18 protein-coding genes are annotated in these 18221 nt (G+C 40.8%); 10 read left to right on the forward strand and 8 right to left on the reverse strand.

Annotation, left to right across the window (positions count from 1 at the left end; genetic code table 11):
* The first annotated feature begins 8 nt into the window (after positions 1-8).
* Together MHB38_RS07350 and lepB are read left to right on the forward strand one after the other, a co-directional pair.
* A complete protein-coding gene (locus MHB38_RS07350; RefSeq protein ID WP_008345139.1) occupies positions 9-1901 on the forward strand; it encodes a PTS fructose transporter subunit IIABC in 1893 nt (630 codons plus the stop codon).
* Positions 1902-2111: 210 nt separating this feature from the next.
* On the forward strand, positions 2112-2684 hold the full coding sequence (lepB, locus tag MHB38_RS07355; RefSeq protein WP_202734706.1) for a signal peptidase I: 573 nt from the start codon (positions 2112-2114) through the stop codon (positions 2682-2684).
* 64 nt (positions 2685-2748) lie between these two features.
* Here lepB and MHB38_RS07360 read toward each other — a convergent pair whose 3' ends face one another.
* Positions 2749-3024: a hypothetical protein gene (locus MHB38_RS07360; RefSeq protein WP_008345136.1), complete on the reverse strand. Its 276-nt coding sequence runs from the start codon at positions 3022-3024 to the stop codon at positions 2749-2751.
* 144 nt (positions 3025-3168) lie between these two features.
* Between MHB38_RS07360 and MHB38_RS07365 the strand changes: the two genes are divergently transcribed.
* Complete coding sequence (locus MHB38_RS07365; RefSeq protein WP_046343439.1) at positions 3169-4788, forward strand: ABC-F family ATP-binding cassette domain-containing protein; 1620 nt, start codon at positions 3169-3171, stop codon at positions 4786-4788.
* Between the two features lie 40 nt (positions 4789-4828).
* Here the strand turns inward: MHB38_RS07365 and MHB38_RS07370 are convergent, their stop codons facing one another.
* The 3 genes from MHB38_RS07370 to mreBH form a co-directional block, all read right to left on the reverse strand.
* Complete coding sequence (locus tag MHB38_RS07370) at positions 4829-6061, reverse strand: aminopeptidase (RefSeq protein WP_202734519.1); 1233 nt, start codon at positions 6059-6061, stop codon at positions 4829-4831.
* Between the two features lie 106 nt (positions 6062-6167).
* Positions 6168-6299: a protein YkpC gene (locus MHB38_RS07375; protein ID WP_003210922.1), complete on the reverse strand. Its 132-nt coding sequence runs from the start codon at positions 6297-6299 to the stop codon at positions 6168-6170.
* A 74-nt stretch (positions 6300-6373) separates the two neighbouring features.
* A complete protein-coding gene (mreBH, locus tag MHB38_RS07380) occupies positions 6374-7381 on the reverse strand; it encodes a rod-share determining protein MreBH (RefSeq protein WP_017359401.1) in 1008 nt (335 codons plus the stop codon).
* A 276-nt stretch (positions 7382-7657) separates the two neighbouring features.
* On the opposite strand from mreBH, the gene MHB38_RS07385 reads away from it, so the two are divergent.
* The 5 genes from MHB38_RS07385 to ade all read left to right on the forward strand — a co-directional run bounded on the left by MHB38_RS07385 (position 7658) and on the right by ade (position 12939).
* Positions 7658-7936, forward strand: a complete 279-nt coding sequence (locus MHB38_RS07385) for an AbrB/MazE/SpoVT family DNA-binding domain-containing protein (RefSeq protein WP_017359400.1) — start codon at positions 7658-7660, stop codon at positions 7934-7936.
* Positions 7937-8080: 144 nt separating this feature from the next.
* Positions 8081-9370, forward strand: a complete 1290-nt coding sequence (locus tag MHB38_RS07390; RefSeq protein ID WP_270108144.1) for an ATP-binding protein — start codon at positions 8081-8083, stop codon at positions 9368-9370.
* A 27-nt stretch (positions 9371-9397) separates the two neighbouring features.
* Positions 9398-10240: a gamma-glutamylcyclotransferase gene (locus MHB38_RS07395; protein ID WP_060781034.1), complete on the forward strand. Its 843-nt coding sequence runs from the start codon at positions 9398-9400 to the stop codon at positions 10238-10240.
* A 37-nt stretch (positions 10241-10277) separates the two neighbouring features.
* The gene (locus tag MHB38_RS07400; protein ID WP_008345123.1) at positions 10278-10946 is read left to right on the forward strand and encodes a potassium channel family protein; all 669 of its coding nucleotides are present in this window, start codon (positions 10278-10280) and stop codon (positions 10944-10946) included.
* A gap of 262 nt (positions 10947-11208) precedes the next feature.
* Positions 11209-12939, forward strand: a complete 1731-nt coding sequence (gene ade / locus MHB38_RS07405) for an adenine deaminase (protein ID WP_050827229.1) — start codon at positions 11209-11211, stop codon at positions 12937-12939.
* 98 nt (positions 12940-13037) lie between these two features.
* Here ade and rnjA read toward each other — a convergent pair whose 3' ends face one another.
* Both rnjA and MHB38_RS07415 read right to left on the reverse strand, forming a co-directional pair.
* On the reverse strand, positions 13038-14705 hold the full coding sequence (rnjA, locus tag MHB38_RS07410; protein WP_008345116.1) for a ribonuclease J1: 1668 nt from the start codon (positions 14703-14705) through the stop codon (positions 13038-13040).
* A gap of 5 nt (positions 14706-14710) precedes the next feature.
* Entirely contained in the window at positions 14711-14920 is a 210-nt protein-coding gene (locus tag MHB38_RS07415) for a DNA-dependent RNA polymerase subunit epsilon (RefSeq protein ID WP_008345114.1), read from the reverse strand.
* Between the two features lie 394 nt (positions 14921-15314).
* Here MHB38_RS07415 and MHB38_RS07420 point away from each other — a divergent pair, with 394 nt between their 5' ends.
* Complete coding sequence (locus MHB38_RS07420; protein ID WP_008345112.1) at positions 15315-16094, forward strand: Cof-type HAD-IIB family hydrolase; 780 nt, start codon at positions 15315-15317, stop codon at positions 16092-16094.
* Between the two features lie 38 nt (positions 16095-16132).
* Here the strand turns inward: MHB38_RS07420 and def are convergent, their stop codons facing one another.
* Together def and MHB38_RS07430 are read right to left on the reverse strand one after the other, a co-directional pair.
* Positions 16133-16690, reverse strand: coding sequence for a peptide deformylase (gene def / locus MHB38_RS07425; protein ID WP_008345111.1), 558 nt, complete (start codon positions 16688-16690; stop codon positions 16133-16135).
* 112 nt (positions 16691-16802) lie between these two features.
* Positions 16803-16982, reverse strand: a complete 180-nt coding sequence (locus MHB38_RS07430; RefSeq protein WP_026050085.1) for a YjcZ family sporulation protein — start codon at positions 16980-16982, stop codon at positions 16803-16805.
* Between the two features lie 235 nt (positions 16983-17217).
* On the opposite strand from MHB38_RS07430, the gene MHB38_RS07435 reads away from it, so the two are divergent.
* Entirely contained in the window at positions 17218-17886 is a 669-nt protein-coding gene (locus tag MHB38_RS07435) for a YkyA family protein (protein ID WP_008345105.1), read from the forward strand.
* The last annotated feature ends 335 nt before the right edge of the window (positions 17887-18221 follow it).

Here is an 18221-nt window from a genome sequence, read left to right on the forward strand (position 1 = left end):
GAGTCATCATGAAAATTACAGAACTACTCACGAAGCATACGATTAAGCTTCAATTAGACAGCCAGCAAAAAGAAGCCGTTATTGAAGAACTGGTCACTGTATTAGATACAGCTGGTAAATTAAATGATAAAGAAGGCTACAAAGCAGCTGTTGTTAATCGTGAAAAACAAAGCTCTACGGGAATCGGAGAAGGAATTGCGATTCCTCATGCGAAAACAGCAAGTGTGAAAGAACCTGCCATTGCATTTGGTCGTTCAACAGCTGGTGTAGATTATGAATCATTAGACGGACAGCCAAGTCACCTTGTCTTTATGATTGCAGCAACTGAAGGCGCAAACAACACGCATTTAGAAGCACTTTCTCGTTTATCCACACTTCTCATGCGTGAAGAGATCCGAAAGCAGCTTCTTGAAGCGGCTACTGAAGATGAAATCATTGAAATTATCAATACACATGATAAAGACGATGAAGAAGAAGAGGAAGTCAAAGAGGAACCGGCTGCACCGGGAAAACCTGCTAAAATTTTAGCGGTGACAGCTTGTCCAACAGGCATCGCGCATACATTTATGGCCGCAGATGCTTTAAAAGAAAAAGCAAAAGAAATGGGCGTTGACATTAAAGTTGAGACAAACGGCTCTAGTGGAATTAAACATGCCCTGACAGCAAAAGAAATTGAAGAAGCGCCAGCTATTATTGTGGCAGCTGATAAACAAGTTGAAATGGAACGCTTTAAAGGCAAACATGTCATTGAAGTACCTGTGACAGCTGGAATTCGCCGTCCGCAAGAATTGATCGAAAAAGCCATCAATCAAGATGCGCCGATTTATAAAGGTTCAGGCGGCAGTTCTTCAAAAGATGAAAATGAATCGTCAGGTAAGGGAAGAAGTGGATTCTATAAGCACTTAATGAGCGGTGTAAGCAACATGCTTCCGTTTGTTGTTGGGGGCGGTATCCTCGTTGCGATTTCATTCTTCTGGGGAATTAACTCAGCTGACCCTAAAGATCCTTCTTTCAATTCATTTGCAGCTGTATTAAAAGGAATTGGCGGAGATAATGCACTTGCCTTAATCGTTGCTGTATTAGCTGGATTTATCGCAATGAGTATTGCAGACCGTCCAGGTTTCGCACCAGGTATGGTTGGCGGATTCATGGCCTCAGCAGCAGGTGCTGGATTCTTAGGCGGATTGATTGCTGGTTTCCTTGCTGGTTACATCGTGGTGCTGCTCAAAAAAGTATTCACTTTTGTACCACAGTCGCTCGATGGTATTAAACCAGTTCTGCTCTATCCATTGTTCGGTATTTTCTTTACAGGGATTATCATGCATTACATCGTCAACACGCCTGTTAAAATGGTCATGGACGGATTAACACACTGGCTTGAATCACTTGGTACTGGAAACCTTGTATTAATGGGGATTATTTTAGCTGGTATGATGGCCATTGATATGGGTGGTCCAATTAACAAAGCGGCCTACACATTTGGTCTTGCGATGATTGCTGCTGGCAACTATGCACCGCATGCTGCGATTATGGCAGGTGGAATGGTGCCGCCGCTAGGAATTGCCCTAGCGACAACGATCTTTAGAAACAAATTCTCTAAACGTGACCGCGAAGCAGGTATTACATGTTACTTCATGGGAGCTGCGTTCATTACGGAAGGGGCGATCCCGTTTGCAGCGGCAGATCCTCTGCGCGTCATTCCTTCAGCTGTGATTGGTGCAGCAGTTGCAGGTGGATTAACAGAATTCTTTAGAGTGACGCTTCCTGCACCGCACGGCGGACTATTCGTTTTCTGGGTAACAAATCATCCAGTTCTTTACATCATCAGCATCTTAATCGGTGCCATTGTTACAGCGCTACTTCTCGGAATTCTAAAAAAACCAGTCCGACAAGAAGCTTAATTTGAAAAGAAGCATCGTGAAGAGCGGTGCTTCTTTTTGTTTAATCATTAGCAAATTAGGAAAAAATATCTAATTGAATGGTTGTCTTGTGAATTTTTAAATGACATGTGATAAAGTAAAGTTATTCAATTCACGTTTCAAGTCTTTTAGCAGAAAGTCTTAGGAGGAAGCAGTATTTTGAACGAAGAAAACAAACAAAACGAAAATGACATTCAATCTGATGAGAAACAAGCCAAAAAAGAGAAGAAAAGTTCTCTGTTTGAATGGATCAAAGCCATTTTAATTGCACTTGCCCTCGTCCTCATCATCCGTACGTTTATTTTTGAGCCGTATGTGGTGGAAGGAGAGTCAATGGAACCAACCCTTCATGATGGAGAAAAGCTGTTTGTTAACAAAACCATCACCTATCTCGGTGGAGTCAAACGTGGTGACATCGTGATTATTAATGGAAAAGACGGTCAGAAAATACATTATGTCAAACGATTGATCGGCCTTCCAGGCGACACGATTGAAATGAAGGATGATACGCTTTACATTAATGGTAAAAAAGTAGATGAGCCTTATTTAAAAGAGAACAAGGCACATGCCAAAGAGTATGAGGTACATTTAACAGGAGATTTTGGTCCAGTGAAAGTACCGAAAAACGATTACTTTGTTATGGGTGACAACAGACTGAATTCTATGGACAGTCGAAATGGACTCGGACTCATTGAAAAGGATCGGATTGTCGGCACATCAGAATTTGTTTTCTTCCCATTTGGCGATATTCGACAAACACAATAAATACACCTTTCTCAATTGCGTAAGAAAGGTGCTTGATTGGACGACCCTTCATGTAGGGTCGTTTTTAATTTGGTGTGAGCATCGTGACAATGATGACAATGGCCAAAACAGAAGCGAAAACGGACCCGGTAATCGCCAAAACAGAACGGAATAATCCAATTTTCACATTGTCTTTTCCGCGCTTTTGTAAAAAGCGTTTTGAAAAGATGTGGACCAGTGTGTAAATGAGGACAAGCCCAATATAAAGGCCAAAGTCTCTTGCATTAAAGCCTGTCGCCGATAAATAAATGCCCATAAAGAAAATCAATAAACAGTATTCCATGAGTGTGAGTAATCTCAAATCGCCCGAACTCCTTCAACAAAAACATTCCCACTTATTATACCATATTGGACAAAAAGCCTTTGTTCTTAGCGAGAGACGTTTCTATCAATCGTTATTCATGTTATACTTCATATTGATGAATGAGTGATGGAGGATTAATAAATGATTGCAGTGAATAATGTTAGTTTGCGATTTGCTGATCGTAAATTATTTGAAGAAGTAAATATTAAGTTCACTCCTGGCAACTGCTACGGACTAATTGGTGCCAATGGAGCTGGTAAATCAACGTTCTTAAAGATTCTTTCTGGAGAAATTGAAGCTCAAACGGGCGATGTTCATATGAGTCCAGGTGAACGTTTAGCGATTTTAAAACAGAACCACTTTGAATACGAAGAGTTTGAAGTGTTAAAAGTCGTCATCATGGGTCACAAACGTCTATATGATGTGATGCAGGAAAAAGATGCGATTTATATGAAACCTGATTTCTCAGATGAAGACGGGATTCGTGCAGCAGAGCTTGAAGGTGAGTTTGCTGAGTTAAACGGATGGGAAGCGGAAAGTGAAGCTGCGATCCTATTAAAAGGTCTTGGCATTCCAGAGAGCCTGCAATCGAAGAAAATGTCTGAGCTTGGCGGATCTGAAAAGGTAAAAGTGCTTTTAGCACAAGCTTTATTCGGTAAGCCTGACGTTCTACTTCTCGATGAGCCAACGAACCACTTGGACTTACAAGCCATTCAGTGGTTAGAAGAGTTCCTCATTAACTTTGAAAATACCGTCATCGTCGTATCGCATGATCGTCATTTCTTAAACAAAGTATGTACGCATATTGCAGACCTTGACTTTGGAAAAATTCAAGTGTATGTCGGAAACTATGATTTCTGGTATGAATCAAGCCAGCTGGCATTAAAACTCAGCCAGGATGCCAACAAGAAAAAAGAAGAACAAATTAAGCAGCTTCAAGAATTCGTTGCTCGGTTCAGTGCGAACGCATCTAAATCGAAGCAAGCGACATCAAGAAAGAAATTGCTTGATAAGATTTCGCTAGATGACATTAAACCATCTTCTCGTAAATATCCTTATGTTCATTTTGCGCCAGAGCGTGAAATCGGAAATGATGTCCTTCAAGTAGAAGGTCTATCAAAAACGATTGACGGTGTAAAAGTACTGGATAACGTCAGCTTTATTATGAATCGTGAGGATAAAATTGCGTTCTTAAGTCGTAATGAACTTGCTGTCTCTACTTTATTTAAAATCCTTGCTGGTGAAATGGAGCCAGACAGCGGGACGTTTAAATGGGGCGTGACAACATCTCAAGCCTTTTTCCCTAAAGACAATAGCGAATACTTTGAAGGAAATGATGTCGATCTAGTGGATTGGCTTCGTCAATATTCTCCGAATGATCAAAGTGAAAGCTTCCTGCGTGGTTTCTTAGGCCGTATGCTTTTCTCTGGGGAAGAAGTGAAGAAAAAAGCAAGCGTCTTATCAGGTGGAGAAAAGGTTCGTTGTATGTTATCAAAAATGATGCTGTCTGGAGCGAATATTTTGCTGTTAGACGAGCCGACGAACCATTTAGACCTAGAGTCCATCACAGCGCTGAATAACGGTCTAATGAGCTTTAAAGGGGCTATGCTCTTCTCATCTCATGACCATCAGTTTGTTGAAACAGTTGCAAACCGGATTATCGAAGTGACGCCAAACGGCATCGTTGATAAACAAACAACTTATGATGAGTTCTTATCAGATCAAGACATCCAAAAAAGGCTACAAGAGCTGTATGCATAAACATAAAGAAAAGACATCCACATGAGGATGTCTTTTTTCTTTAAAAAGCCCAATTTCCATTACGGAAAATCGGTTCACGTTTACCATCTTTTGTGATCCCATCAATATTCATTTCCTTTGAACCAATCATGAAATCGACGTGTGTAATACTGCTGTTCACACCCGCTGCGTCTAATTCCTCACGTTTCATCTCTTTACCGCCTTCGATATTAAATGCATAACCGCTGCCAATGGCAAGGTGATTGGATGCATTTTCATCGTAAAGTGTATTGTAATAGAGGATATTTGAATTAGAAATTGGTGAATCATCTGGTACAAGGGCAACCTCACCTAGATAATGTGAGCCTTCATCTGTTTCAACGAGAGAGGTTAAAATGTCTTCGCCCTCTTTTGCTTTCACATCTACAATACGCCCATTTTCAAAGGTTAACGTAAATTCATCGATAATGTTTCCTGCATAACTAAGTGGCTTTGTGCTAGAGACAGTCCCGTTTACACCATCTTTTTTAGGTACGGTAAAGACCTCTTCTGTCGGCATATTGGCCATGAATGATACGCCGCGTTCACTCACGCTGCCAGCACCTACCCAAATATGCTGCTCTGGAAGTTCAATCGTTAAATCTGTACCTGGTGCTTCATAGTGCAGCTTGTGGTAATGACGTTCATTTAATACTTTTACTTTTTCATTTAGTGATTCATCATGCTTTTTCCACGCTTCAACAGGATCTGGCTGATCAGCGCGGGCGACTTTAAAGATTTGGTCCCATAATAATGAAACAGCTTCTTCATCGGCATGCTTAGGGAAAATCTTTTTCGCCCAATCTTTTGATGCAGCACCGACGACTGTCCATGCGACTTTGTCAGATTGAACGTATTGACGATATGTATGAAGTGCTGAACCTGCAGCTTTTTGCTGTGAAGCAATTTTTTTCGAGTCAATGCCACTTAGAAGATCAGGGCTTTCTGACAAGATCGTAATAAAAGCACCGCCACGTTTTGCGATGGTTTCCATCATCTGTGCTTCCCATTCTGGAAATTGCTCAAACACATCTTGTGGGGCATGTTCATATTTTAAACGGGTAAGAACACCATCACTCCAGCGGATATGTACGTTTTTCGCTCCGCGCTCATATGCGTGTTTTGCCACAAGGCGGATAAGATCTACAGATTCAGTGAACGCAGATACGACCACTTCTTGACCACTTTGAACATTTACACCTACTTCAACGATGGTTTTTGCATATTGATCTAGTTGTTTTTCGAATGAACTCATAAAAAACCCTCCTTTAGTCATGTTCATCATATCAGATTTAAGACCGAAAAGGAAAATAGGGAGCCGTCCCGAAGCAAAATAAAAAAGCCGCTTTCGTGCGGCTTTTTTAGCGGTTCAGTTGTTTCACAGGCTGTGCATTAGAAGGGGGCATATGTGAAAACGACAGGCTCATTCCTCCTAAAATAATACCGGTTAAAATGACTGTGACAACGACCCGTTTACCTAAATCAAGCAACATGTTCTTCCTCCTTCACGTTTATCCATTCATCACGATATGATCGAAATGATGAAAAAAGAAGTAGAACATGAAGATTATTTTAATGTTTTTTGCAATTTGTCGATGACTTCTAATGAACGACCTGTTCCAATTGCGACAGATTCAAGAGGATTTGCTGCGATATGAACTGGGACGACAATTTCTTGAGAGAGCCATTCTTGAATGCCGTTTAATAGTGCACCACCGCCAGTTAGAATGACGCCGCGATCTACGATATCACCACTCAGTTCTGGAGGGCTGTCTTCTAATGTAGCCCGAATCGCCTCTAAAATATGAAGAAGTGATTCACGCATAGCACCTTGAATTTCTGTTGATTCAAGTGTAATTGTTTTTGGAAGACCTGTGACAAGGTCGCGTCCACGTACTTCTAATGACTCAGGTTCGTGTTCAATGAGTCCATAACCAATTTCCATTTTTACTTGTTCAGCTGTCCGTTCACCGATCAGTAAATTGTATTTCTTTCTCACAAAAGTAATGATATCTTCATCCAGTTGATCTCCGCCAATTCGGATCGAATGGCAAGAGACAACTCCGCCAAATGAAATGATCGCTACCTCTGTCGTTCCTCCGCCAATGTCTACAACGACGTTGGCAACAGGCTCGTCCACCGGGAGATCAGCACCGATTGCAGCTGCGACGGGTTCTTCAATTAAATGCACATGCTTGGCCCCGCAATTTTTGACAGCATCGCTGATCGCGCGGCGTTCGACAGCTGTTGAACCTGAAGGTGTACAAACAACCACAGTCGGCTTTCTAAAGGTAAACCCAATATTTTTTCCTGCTTTTTTCATAATTTGTTTGAGTAAATCGGTTGTCATATCGTAATCAGCGATGACACCATCTTTCATCGGACGGATCGCTACAATTTTTCCAGGTGTTTTCCCAATCATCTCTTTTGCTTCTGACCCCACTGCAAGGACAGTTTTTGTTTCCGTATCTACTGCCACAACGGATGGTTCATTGAGAATAATTCCTTTATTTTTACTGTAAACCAATATGTTAGCTGTTCCTAAATCAATTCCAATTTCGGCATTTTGAAACATGTTTTCACCCAATCTCTAATTTTGCTGTTTTAAACAATTTTACATTTAAAAGTTCAGAGGGTTGAGGTCATTTGTGGGGGTGTGTGATCATCTTGAAATGAATCTGTAAAATTCAAGTCTCATTTTGACATTCACAATAAATTTTCCCTTTGGTTTTTCGATTTTGAAAAAAATTTTTATGCAGGAGAAACCTTTTAAGAATCTCTTACGTCTACGATATATCAATTGGTGAAAAACAGATTGATCTTGAGCTAATGAAAGAAAGAGGGAACGAAATTGAAATCTATCGGAGTTGTAAGAAAAGTAGATGAACTAGGGCGTATTGTGATGCCAATCGAATTGAGAAGAGCACTTGATATCGCTATTAAAGACAGTATGGAATTTTTTATAGATGGAGATAAAATCGTCTTGAAAAAATATCAGCCAGAGGGCGTCTGCCTGATGACTGGTGAGATTACTTCTGAGAACCACGAGTATGGAAATGGTCAAATTACATTAAGCGCTGAAGGCGCAGAACTACTGCTAAAAGAGCTTCAAGAAGCCCTTCAGCAGTAAATAAAAATAGCCTGTTCTCTCCCATTGTGCTGAGAGCAGGCTTTTTTTTCTAAAAAAGTTCCTTAAAAATGCCACATCTTCCTCAAAAAATAAGTGGAAAATGGTACAATTGACAAAGAATCTCAGGGCGGCAGGTGGAATTATTTGAACAAAACTTATCAAGTACGGATCCTGTTATCCGTTCTTGCATTTATATTAATTTTGAGCTGGGATTTCTTTTATTATCTTAGCGGCTATCACATTAATTGGCCGCTCGATCTAGCCTTTACAGTCGTTGTTTTGGCCGGTATTTGGACCATCTCAGGCTACGTGGACCGGTTGAATTTGATTGTATCAGATTTAAATAAACGAGAAAAAGAAGCACACGAACTGACAGAGCGGCTGAATCGAATCACAGATAACTTGCAAGAAATCGTTTTTGAAACCAATGAAAAAGGTGAAATCATTTTTTTAAATCAAGCATGGAAACAAATGACGGGTTACGACATAGAGGAGTGTCTAGGTACGATGTACAATCAGTACTTTGATCAAGAAGAGCATGTCGTTCAGCATTTGTTGTCTGTGATCAAAGAGCATAAGGATGAGGGGCGGGTGGAGCTGCAGCTTCTCCATAAAGAAGGAAAAAAGGTATGGGGAGATGTGCATTATAAGCTTTATTTCGATGAACAGCACCAGTTTACTGGAGGTATTGGAACGGTTGCAGATATCACGAAACAAAAGCAGGCAAAGCTTGAACTTGAAAGATCAAATCAGCAATTGCAAATGCAGGCACAAAAGCTGGCTGTTGCAGGACAAATAGCCGCTGGCATTGCCCATGAAGTCAGAAATCCGCTCACCTCAGTCAATGGATTTTTGCAGCTGATGAAAACGCAATATCCTGAAAGAACCGATTATTTTGATATCATCTTTTCTGAAATTAAACGCATCGATTTTGTTTTAAGTGAACTGCTTGTCTTAGCAAAACCTCAATCGGTTCAATTTCAAGAAGTACAGCTCCATGATTTGCTAGAGCAGGTGATTACCTTATTAAACACAAATGCCGTTCTTTCAAATATTGATCTCAAACAGCCATTTAAAAAGCAGGATGCTGGCACGATATTAGCAGACGCCAATCAAATGAAGCAGCTGTTCATTAACTTAATCAAAAATGCGATCGAGGCAATGCCTGAAGGCGGCAGTATATACATATCAACAGAAAAAGTGATAAATGAATGGAAAATCACGATTCAGGATGAAGGAAAAGGAATGTCCGAAGAGGACATTCTGAAAATATATGATCCTTTCTTTTCGACTAAAAAAGAAGGTACAGGACTTGGTTTAACGATCTGTGCGACGATCTTAAAAGATCACCATGGAAGAATGGATGTAAAGAGCGAGCTCAGCAAAGGGACGGCTTTTGATATTTACTTACCTGTGTATCAAAAAAGCAGATAGTAGCAAGGTGAGAGGATGTGATGTGTGATGACGAAGGAGACAAAAACGTTATTTGTGTATGGGACACTTTTAAAGCACGAAAAGTATCACGAGACATTGATGAAAGAAAGCAGTCCATTAGCAGCATCTGCTTGGATAAAAGGGAGACTGTACGATACAGATGAGGGTTACCCTGTGTGTGTTGTCTCGGAACAAAACACAGTATATGGAGAATTGTATGAGGTCAGTGATGAAACGCTGCATAAGATAGATGAGCTAGAGGAAGGGTATGACCAGCAGGAAATAGAGGTTATGACAGACCAGGGGCCAAGATCAGCCGTTGCTTATACAATATGTAAGCAGAAGGCATCGAGTCTGAAGGAGATTGAAAGCGGCTGCTGGAAGTCATATCAACTATGGGAGCGCAAACCGTCTTCCTTCTATTATTTTGCCTATGGGTCCTGCATGGATGATGCAAGGTTTAAGCTTGCGAAAGTGGATCATTATTTTAAACAAATCATCGGCGGCGGCACACTTGATCGTTTTACCACAAGGTTTACATTGGTGCGTCCTGATGGATCAAGAGCAGATATGGTAGAAGACGGCGGAGAAACAGAGGGTGTTCTATATGAAGTGCCTTTTGATGCCATTCGTTATTTGTACAAACGAGAAGGTGTAAATGAAGGGACTTATCGTCCAGCATTTGTCGATGTCACAGTAGGTGATCAAGTGTATGAGGACTGCTTAACGTTTCTCGTTTTAAAAAAGAGCGAAGAAATTGCGCCTCCTGGTCATTATCGCAGTGAAATCGAAAAAGGAGCAGACCTTTACTTAAGTGAAGCGTTCCGCAAAAAAATACGGTCGCATATGGATTCATTAATCAAACCGTAGTAAAATGCATGGTAAGTGATATAAAAGGAGTCTGAACATGAAAAAGGAATATGCAGTCATTGGTCTTGGACGCTTCGGCGGAAGTATCTGCAAGGCGCTAAGCGAAGAAGGACTTGAAGTCATGGCCATGGATATGAATGAAGATCGTGTGAACGAATATGCTAAAATTGCATCACATGCCGTGATTGGTGATTCGACGGACGAATCTGTTTTAAAGAACCTAGGCATTCGCAATTTTGATCATGTGATCGTGGCGATAGGTGAAAACATTCAGGCGAGTATTTTAACAACGATTATGCTGAAAGAACTTGGTGTCAAAATGGTCACAGTGAAAGCTCAAAATGACTACCATGAAAAGGTTTTGAATAAAATTGGTGCGGACCGTATTGTCCATCCAGAACGAGACATGGGCAGACGGATTGCACATAAAATTATTTCTAACAACGTGCTTGATTATTTAGAGCTGTCAGATGAGTACAGCCTTATTGAAATCGTAGCCAACAGCAGACTTGCTGGGCACTCTTTGTTAGATCTCGACATTCGTGCAAGGTACGGGATCAATATCGTGGCAATTAAGCGAGGGAAAGAAGTGATCGTTTCACCGCTCGCAGATGAAATGATTCAAAAAGAAGATATTCTCATTGTCATTGGGGCAGTAGCAGATATCGGGCGCTTTGAAAAACGGGAAATGCAGAACGACTATTAAACACTCCGAGAAGGGGTGTTTTTTTGCTTTAGAAGTGTACATATCGAGCGGACATTGAGGAAGAGAAAAAAGTGGAAATGAGCCGTTTCCTTTCTGAAAAACAGCAAAATAGATCACGATTATTTTTCAGCAAATTACCACTATTCAGAAATAAAAATCAATCTTTTGATATGGTTGATTTTCTCTAAATGTCATTGACTGGACAAACAGATTCGTTTACGATAAGAAACATTATATTGTTTACTCGGAGGAGGCAGTGTCGTTGGATAAGGAGCTTTTCAGACATCAAATTGAGGTAGCTGCAAAGAGAAAAAAAGCAGCCCTAGTGATTAAACATGCGAAGGTTATGGACGTGTTTAACCAGGAATGGATAGACGCTGATGTCGCTGTTGAAAATGGAAAAATAGTAGGAATTGGGGAGTATGAGGGGGAACAGGAGCTGGATGCAACAGGTCAAATACTTGTTCCCGGTTTCATTGACGGCCACGTTCATATCGAATCCTCGATGGTGACTCCTGCTGAATTTTCCAAAGCTGTCGTTCCTCACGGCGTGACAACTGTTGTAACAGACCCGCATGAAATTGCCAATGTATCCGGTGTTGCAGGTATCCGTTTTATGCTCGAAGAAGCGAGAAAAGCTGCTCTAAATATATATTTCATGCTGCCATCCTGTGTACCGGCAGTCAGCTTTGAACGATCAGGTGCTACACTAAAAGCAAAAGATTTAAAGCCTCTTTATCAGGAGAAAGAAGTGCTTGGTCTTGCCGAAGTGATGGATTATGTCGCGGTGGAACAAGCGGAAGAAGATATGCTTCAAAAACTGCTTGATGCTCAACATGAACATAAACTCATTGATGGCCATCTAGCAGGATTAACGGACCGATTAATTAATGTGTACCGAACAGCTAATGTCCAAACAGATCATGAGGTGACAACAGCTCAAGAGGCCCTTGAACGTGTCAAAAGAGGGATGTATGTCATGCTCAGAGAAGGCTCTGTTGCTAAAAACGTGAAAAACGTATTACCTGCTGTCAATGAGAAGAATGCGAGACGCTTTTTCTTTTGTACGGATGATAAACATTTAGATGATTTAATGGCTCAAGGAAGTATTGATGAACAAGTACGGATGTCGATACAGGAAGGATTGGACCCCTTTTTAGCATATCAAATGGGAAGTTTAAACGCAGCGGAGTGCTTCGGTCTCAAAACAAAGGGAGCGATTGCACCAGGCTTTGACGCGGACTTTATGCTCATTTCTGACTTACATGAGGTAGGAATTACAAGCGTCTTTATCGCAGGAGAATTGGTCTCTGAACATGGAGAATATTTGCCAAGTGTCGACAAGATCACGCCAAGTTCTTCGCTCATGCAATCGGTACATGCAGTGGACGTTCAAGAGAAAGATTTAACGCTGCCTATAACAGATCATCAAAAGATGAATGTCATTCGCATTATACCGAATCAGCTTGAAACGAAATTAGAACAAATATCTCCATCTGGAAGCGATGGACAATTTACGAGTGATATTGATCGAGATGTATTAAAAATAGTGCTTGTCGAACGCCACAAAGGTCTATCTGAAATTGGGATAGGGGTTGTCAGCGGATTCGGCTTAAAAGAGGGGGCAATTGCAACAACAGTTGCCCATGACTCGCATAACCTAATTGCCGTTGGAACAAATGATGCTGATATGATCAAAGCCATTGAAACGTTAAAAGAAGCAGGGGGTGGTTTGACCGTTGTAAAAGACGGAGAAGTTCTTCATACGCTTCCATTACCGATTTCCGGTTTATTATCAGATCAACCTGCACATACGGTCAATGAAAGCCTTCATGCACTCCATGATGCTTTAAAGGAAACAGGCTTTGTCTTAGACTTTAATCCGTTTTTGACATTATCCTTTTTGGCACTGCCAGTCATTCCTGATGTGAAAATGACAACACAAGGATTGTTTGATGTGAGAAGTTTTCAGCATCTCCCGATTCAATCGTAAAACAATGACTGAACCCGCACGTATCGTACAGATATGCGGGTTTTTTATTGCGCATAAAAAAGAGACACAGCCAATTGACTGTGTCTCCTTGTACGTCATTACACTTCCATAATAATCGGTAAGATCATTGGGCGGCGTCTTGTTTTTTCATAAAGGAAAGGAGCAAGAGTGTCAGTAATCTCGTTCTTAATTTCTGACCATTGAGTCGTCTTGCGTTCCATTACTTTTTCAAGATGCTTTGAAATGAGATCTTGCGCGTCATTAATGAGGTCTCCAGATTCTCTCATGTAGACAAAACCTCTTGAGATTAAATCAGGCCCTGCAGAAATTTTGAATTCTTTCATATCCATGCTGACAACAACAATGACAAGACCTTCTTCTGAAAGAATGCGGCGGTCTCTTAACACGATGTTACCAATATCACCAATACCGCTACCGTCGATATACACGTTGCCTGATGGAATTTTGCCAGCGACACTTGCTTCGTCACCTTTCAGTGCAAGAACTTCACCGTTATCCATGATAAAGCAGTTTTCCTCAGGGATTCCGCAATCATTCGCAAGTTTAATATGCGTTTTTTGCATGCGGTACTCACCGTGAATCGGCATGAAGAATTTTGGTTTAATTAAACGGAGCATTAGCTTTTGTTCTTCCTGCCCGCCGTGTCCAGAGGTATGAATATTATTGAGTGAGCCATGAATGACTTCAGCACCAGCACGATAAAGCTGGTTAATAGTACGGCTTACGCTAATATTGTTACCTGGGATCGGTGAAGATGAGAAGACAACAGTGTCTCCAGGGTTAATTGAAATCTGGCGGTGCGTACCGTTGGCAATACGAGAAAGAGCGGCCATCGGTTCACCCTGACTACCAGTACAAAGAATGGTTACTTTGTTTGCTGGAAGGCGGTTGATTTCATTGTGTTCAATGAATGTGTTTTTTGGACATTTGATATATCCGAGCTCTTGTCCAATATCAATGGCAGACTCCATGCTGCGCCCAAACACAGCGACTTTTCGGCCGTTGGCAACAGCTGACTCGATCACTTGCTGAAGTCTGTGAATGTTAGATGCAAATGTAGCAAAGATAATACGTCCATCTACTTTTCTGAAGATGTCATCAATGCTTTCACCTACACGTCTTTCGGACATCGTAAATTCTGGAATTTCACTATTTGTACTGTCAGATAGAAGACAAAGAACGCCTTCTTTCCCGATCTCAGCCATTTTCGTTAAATTGGCAGGCTCGCCAACAGGAGTAAAGTCAAACTTGAAATCGCCTGTATGTACGATGTTACCAGGAGGTGTCTTCACGACAATTCCATAAGAATCTGGGATACTGTGCGTCGTTCTAAAGAAAGACACAGCTGTTTTTCTAAATTTGATCGTATCTTCTTCTTCAAAGATGTGAAGTTTGGTCTGTCTTAATAGACCATGCTCTTCCAATTTGTTACGAAGTAGGCCGATTGCGAGTTTGCCTCCGTAAACTGGAATATTCACTTGCTTGAGAAGGTAAGGGATACCGCCGATGTGGTCTTCATGTCCATGAGTAATAAAAAGACCTTTGATTTTATCTTCGTTTTTAACTAAATACGTATAGTCAGGGATGACGTAATCAATTCCAAGAAGTTCATCTTCAGGGAACTTAATACCAGCATCAATCAAAATGATTTCATCTTGAAATTGAACGCCATACGTGTTTTTACCGATCTCGCCTAATCCGCCGAGCGCAAAAACTGCCGCCTGATCGTTTTTTACAAATTTCATTCCTCTCATAGCTCCAATACTTTAAAATTTTCACTTTCTCGTTCATAGTCTAAAAAAGCACCGTCTACAGGCTGAATGAATTCAATATTGTAGTTATGTTTTTTCAACTTATCGCGTACGTCTCTTTCAGAAACCGCTTCAACGTATAGTGAATCTGTGTGTTCTCTCACAGGTACCTCAGTCGTACTTGCCTGAAAAAATACCTTATATATCATCCAAATCTCTCCTTAAATACCGTATGTTACACTCGCTTATTCTATTATATTAAAAAAACGCGCATAAGAAAAGTCTCAGAGAAAAAAGGACCTTCAGCAAATGTGCGGAAGATCCTTTTAAGCAATCGATTTTTTACGAAGCATGTCCTTCCATTGTCTTCGAATTTTCTTGCGCAGACGACGAAGCATCGCGGATCGCCTCCTTTCGGTATGAGTCTCATTCAGCCATTTGTTCCGTTCTCTCTATATACTTGTATTATATGATGTTTCCACTTAATGTTACATGGTTATATGTGGGAAATGGGCGTTTTAAGAGGAAGTGGTTTCGTCAGTGAAGATCTTTCTGTATGATGAAGGGGAGAGGGTATACATAACAAGAGACAGGAGACGAGATATGAATAAAAAAGTCATCTTCTTTGATATCGACGGTACTTTATATGACCATGATAAAAAAATACCTGAATCAACGAAGCGAGCTGTTCGTTTATTAAAAGAAAAAGGGCATCATCTCTTCATTGCATCTGGCCGTTCGCCTTTTCTCATCCAACCTATTTTAGAAGAAATAGGGCTTGACTCATTTATTGCTTATAACGGTCAGTATGTCATGTACGAAGGAGAAGTCATTTACGGCAATCCGCTTAAGCAAGAGCTAATGGATAAAATTTATGAAACAGCGGATCAACATGATCATCCGCTTGTTTTCATGGGAGAGAAGACGATGAAGGCGTCTGTGCCGAACCATCCATTTATCCACGAAGGGATTGGCACTTTAAAAACAGAGCATCCCGAGCATGATTTGTCATTCTTTAAAGAAAACGTCATTTATCAAATGCTGCTATTTTGTAAAGCAGAAGAGGAACACCAATATGAAGCGTTCCGTGAAGAAATTGATCTCGTCAGGTGGCATGAGCTGTCTACTGATGTCCTGCCAAAAGGTGGATCAAAGGCTGAAGGAATTAAACGAGTCATTGAAAGACTTCCGTACGATCAAAAGGACACAATTGCCTTCGGTGACGGGCTGAACGATCGAGAAATGATTTCGTTTGTTGGAACAGGCGTTGCAATGGGGAATGCAGTCAATGAATTAAAAACATTAGCTGACTTTGTCACCAAACCTGTAGATGAGGATGGCATATTCCACGCTGTGACTGAATTAGGCCTTATTGAAGAATAAAAAACAAGACCCGCTGATGGACGGGTCTTGTTTTTATTTTATGATCTGCCGATCGCAACCGCGTTGTCTGGCTCGGCGAATGGATGATCTTTTTGAATATGATCATAAAACATAATGCCATTTAAGTGGTCAATTTCATGCTGAAAAACGATGGCCGGAAACCCTTTGAGGCGAATATCAATGTCTTCACCTTCAAGCGTTGTACCTTTCACCCTGATTTTTTCATAGCGCGGGACGAATCCAGGGATGGCTTCATCAACAGATAAACAGCCTTCTCCAGTAGCTAAATAAGCTCTTTTGACTGAATGGCTAACAATGCGTGGATTGAATAATGCATAGCTGTAAAGTTCTCCGCCCTCGTCTTCACAGTGAACAGCGATCATTCGTTTACTGATATTGATTTGAGGAGCTGCTAGGCCAACACCGGGTCTAAGTTCATATTTTTCAGCAATGTCTGCATCCTGACTGTTTTTGACAAATTCAATCATGTCAGCTAATTGCTGTTTTTCTTCTTCTGTTGGCGGGAGTTCGACCGCTTCAGCTGTTTGTCTTAAGACGGGATGCCCGTCTCGTACGATATCATCCATGGTAATCACAAAACTTCACTCCTATTTCCTTTGTATGTAAAGTATATAAAATGATACACGACATATGCAATGAAATAAAGAAGACCGGTCGTATGAGACCGGTCAGAGGCTTATTCAGCCATTAGCAGCAGCCACCGCCGCCTAAGAATGCTGCGCCAACAATGATCAATAGAATGAATAGGACGACGATTAAAGCGAATGTACGTCCACCACCGTAACCGCAACCGTATCCACCACCATAACTTGGATAGCAACAACCGCCGCCGTATCCATAACCGTAACCGCCGTATCCACCATACATACTTCCATGACTATAATTAGACATACTTTTGACCTCCTTTGGAAATACACTCGGCCTCTCATAAGTGAAGGCGAAGCGTGTAATATAAACTATGTATGAATGCACTATTTGTATAGTCATGAGCCTAGAGCATGAAAAAAATCTTCTTTCCCCTCAAAAACCCAGCCTCTTTCCTTGTCACAACCGCCCTGAAAAATTATAGTGGTATGTGGAGATGTAAAGGGGGACCTTGTAATTGAAACAGATGAAAAGAAGAATAAAAGCAGGTGCAGCTTTAGCGGGGATATGTACCCTCTTGCTTGCGGGTTGCGGAGGTCAAAATCCGCTTTATGAGATGCAAGATGCCATGACGAAAATGAGCGAAAAAGAAGCATCCTTTGAAAAAGAACAAGGCGCACTGCAAAGCTATGAGAAAAAAGAGCAGCAGTTGTATAAAAAAATGATTCAAACAACAAAAGACCACACAAAAACAGTCTCAAGCTTGTCTGATCAAGCATTAGCATCGGCAGAAAAGCGTGAAGAACATTTAAAAACAGAAAAAGACAGCATGGATCAATCGAAAAAAGAATTTCAATCTGTAAAAGAATTCGCTGGACAGATAAAAGATGCGGAAGTAAAAGACAAAGCAGAACAAACAGTCAAATCAATTGAAAAAAGATATGCATCGTATGATCAGCTTTACCGTGAGTATCAAAAGGCGCTGAAACAAGACAAGCACTTGTATGAATCTTTAAAAAGAAAAGACTTAGGATACGCTGAACTGAAATCCAAACTGAAAACAGTCAATCGTTCCTATAGTAAAGTGAGAAAAGAAAGCAAGAAGTTCAATCAATATACAGATCAATTGAACGAATATAAACAAGCTTTATACAAAACAGCTCAGAAAGAATCACAAAACAGTTAAAAACAGTACTTGCATATTTGCTGCTAGTTTTGTTTATCGCTGCTACTCACAAAGTGCCTGCGTGTCGTTACTCGTTTTTCCAAGATGTCAAACTGAAAAGAAGAGAAAGGGTTAAAATGAAGTTCATTTTAGCCCTTTGTCCATCATGATCAAAAGAGCTAAAAATAGCTCTTTTTTTATTTTTCGACAAAAACAAACATGTGCTATTGTAGTACACTGACCCACTCTATACTAGTACAGTTTATGCTGTTGATTAAACAGATTGATACAGGTCACCATAAAAAGTAAAGCGAATACATTTATTTAAATAAAGCCGTTAAATCAATTGACGGACT

Origin of the sequence: Bacillus sp. FSL K6-3176, assembly GCF_038003325.1 — a bacterium.
Lineage (GTDB): Bacteria > Bacillota > Bacilli > Bacillales > Bacillaceae > Bacillus > Bacillus altitudinis.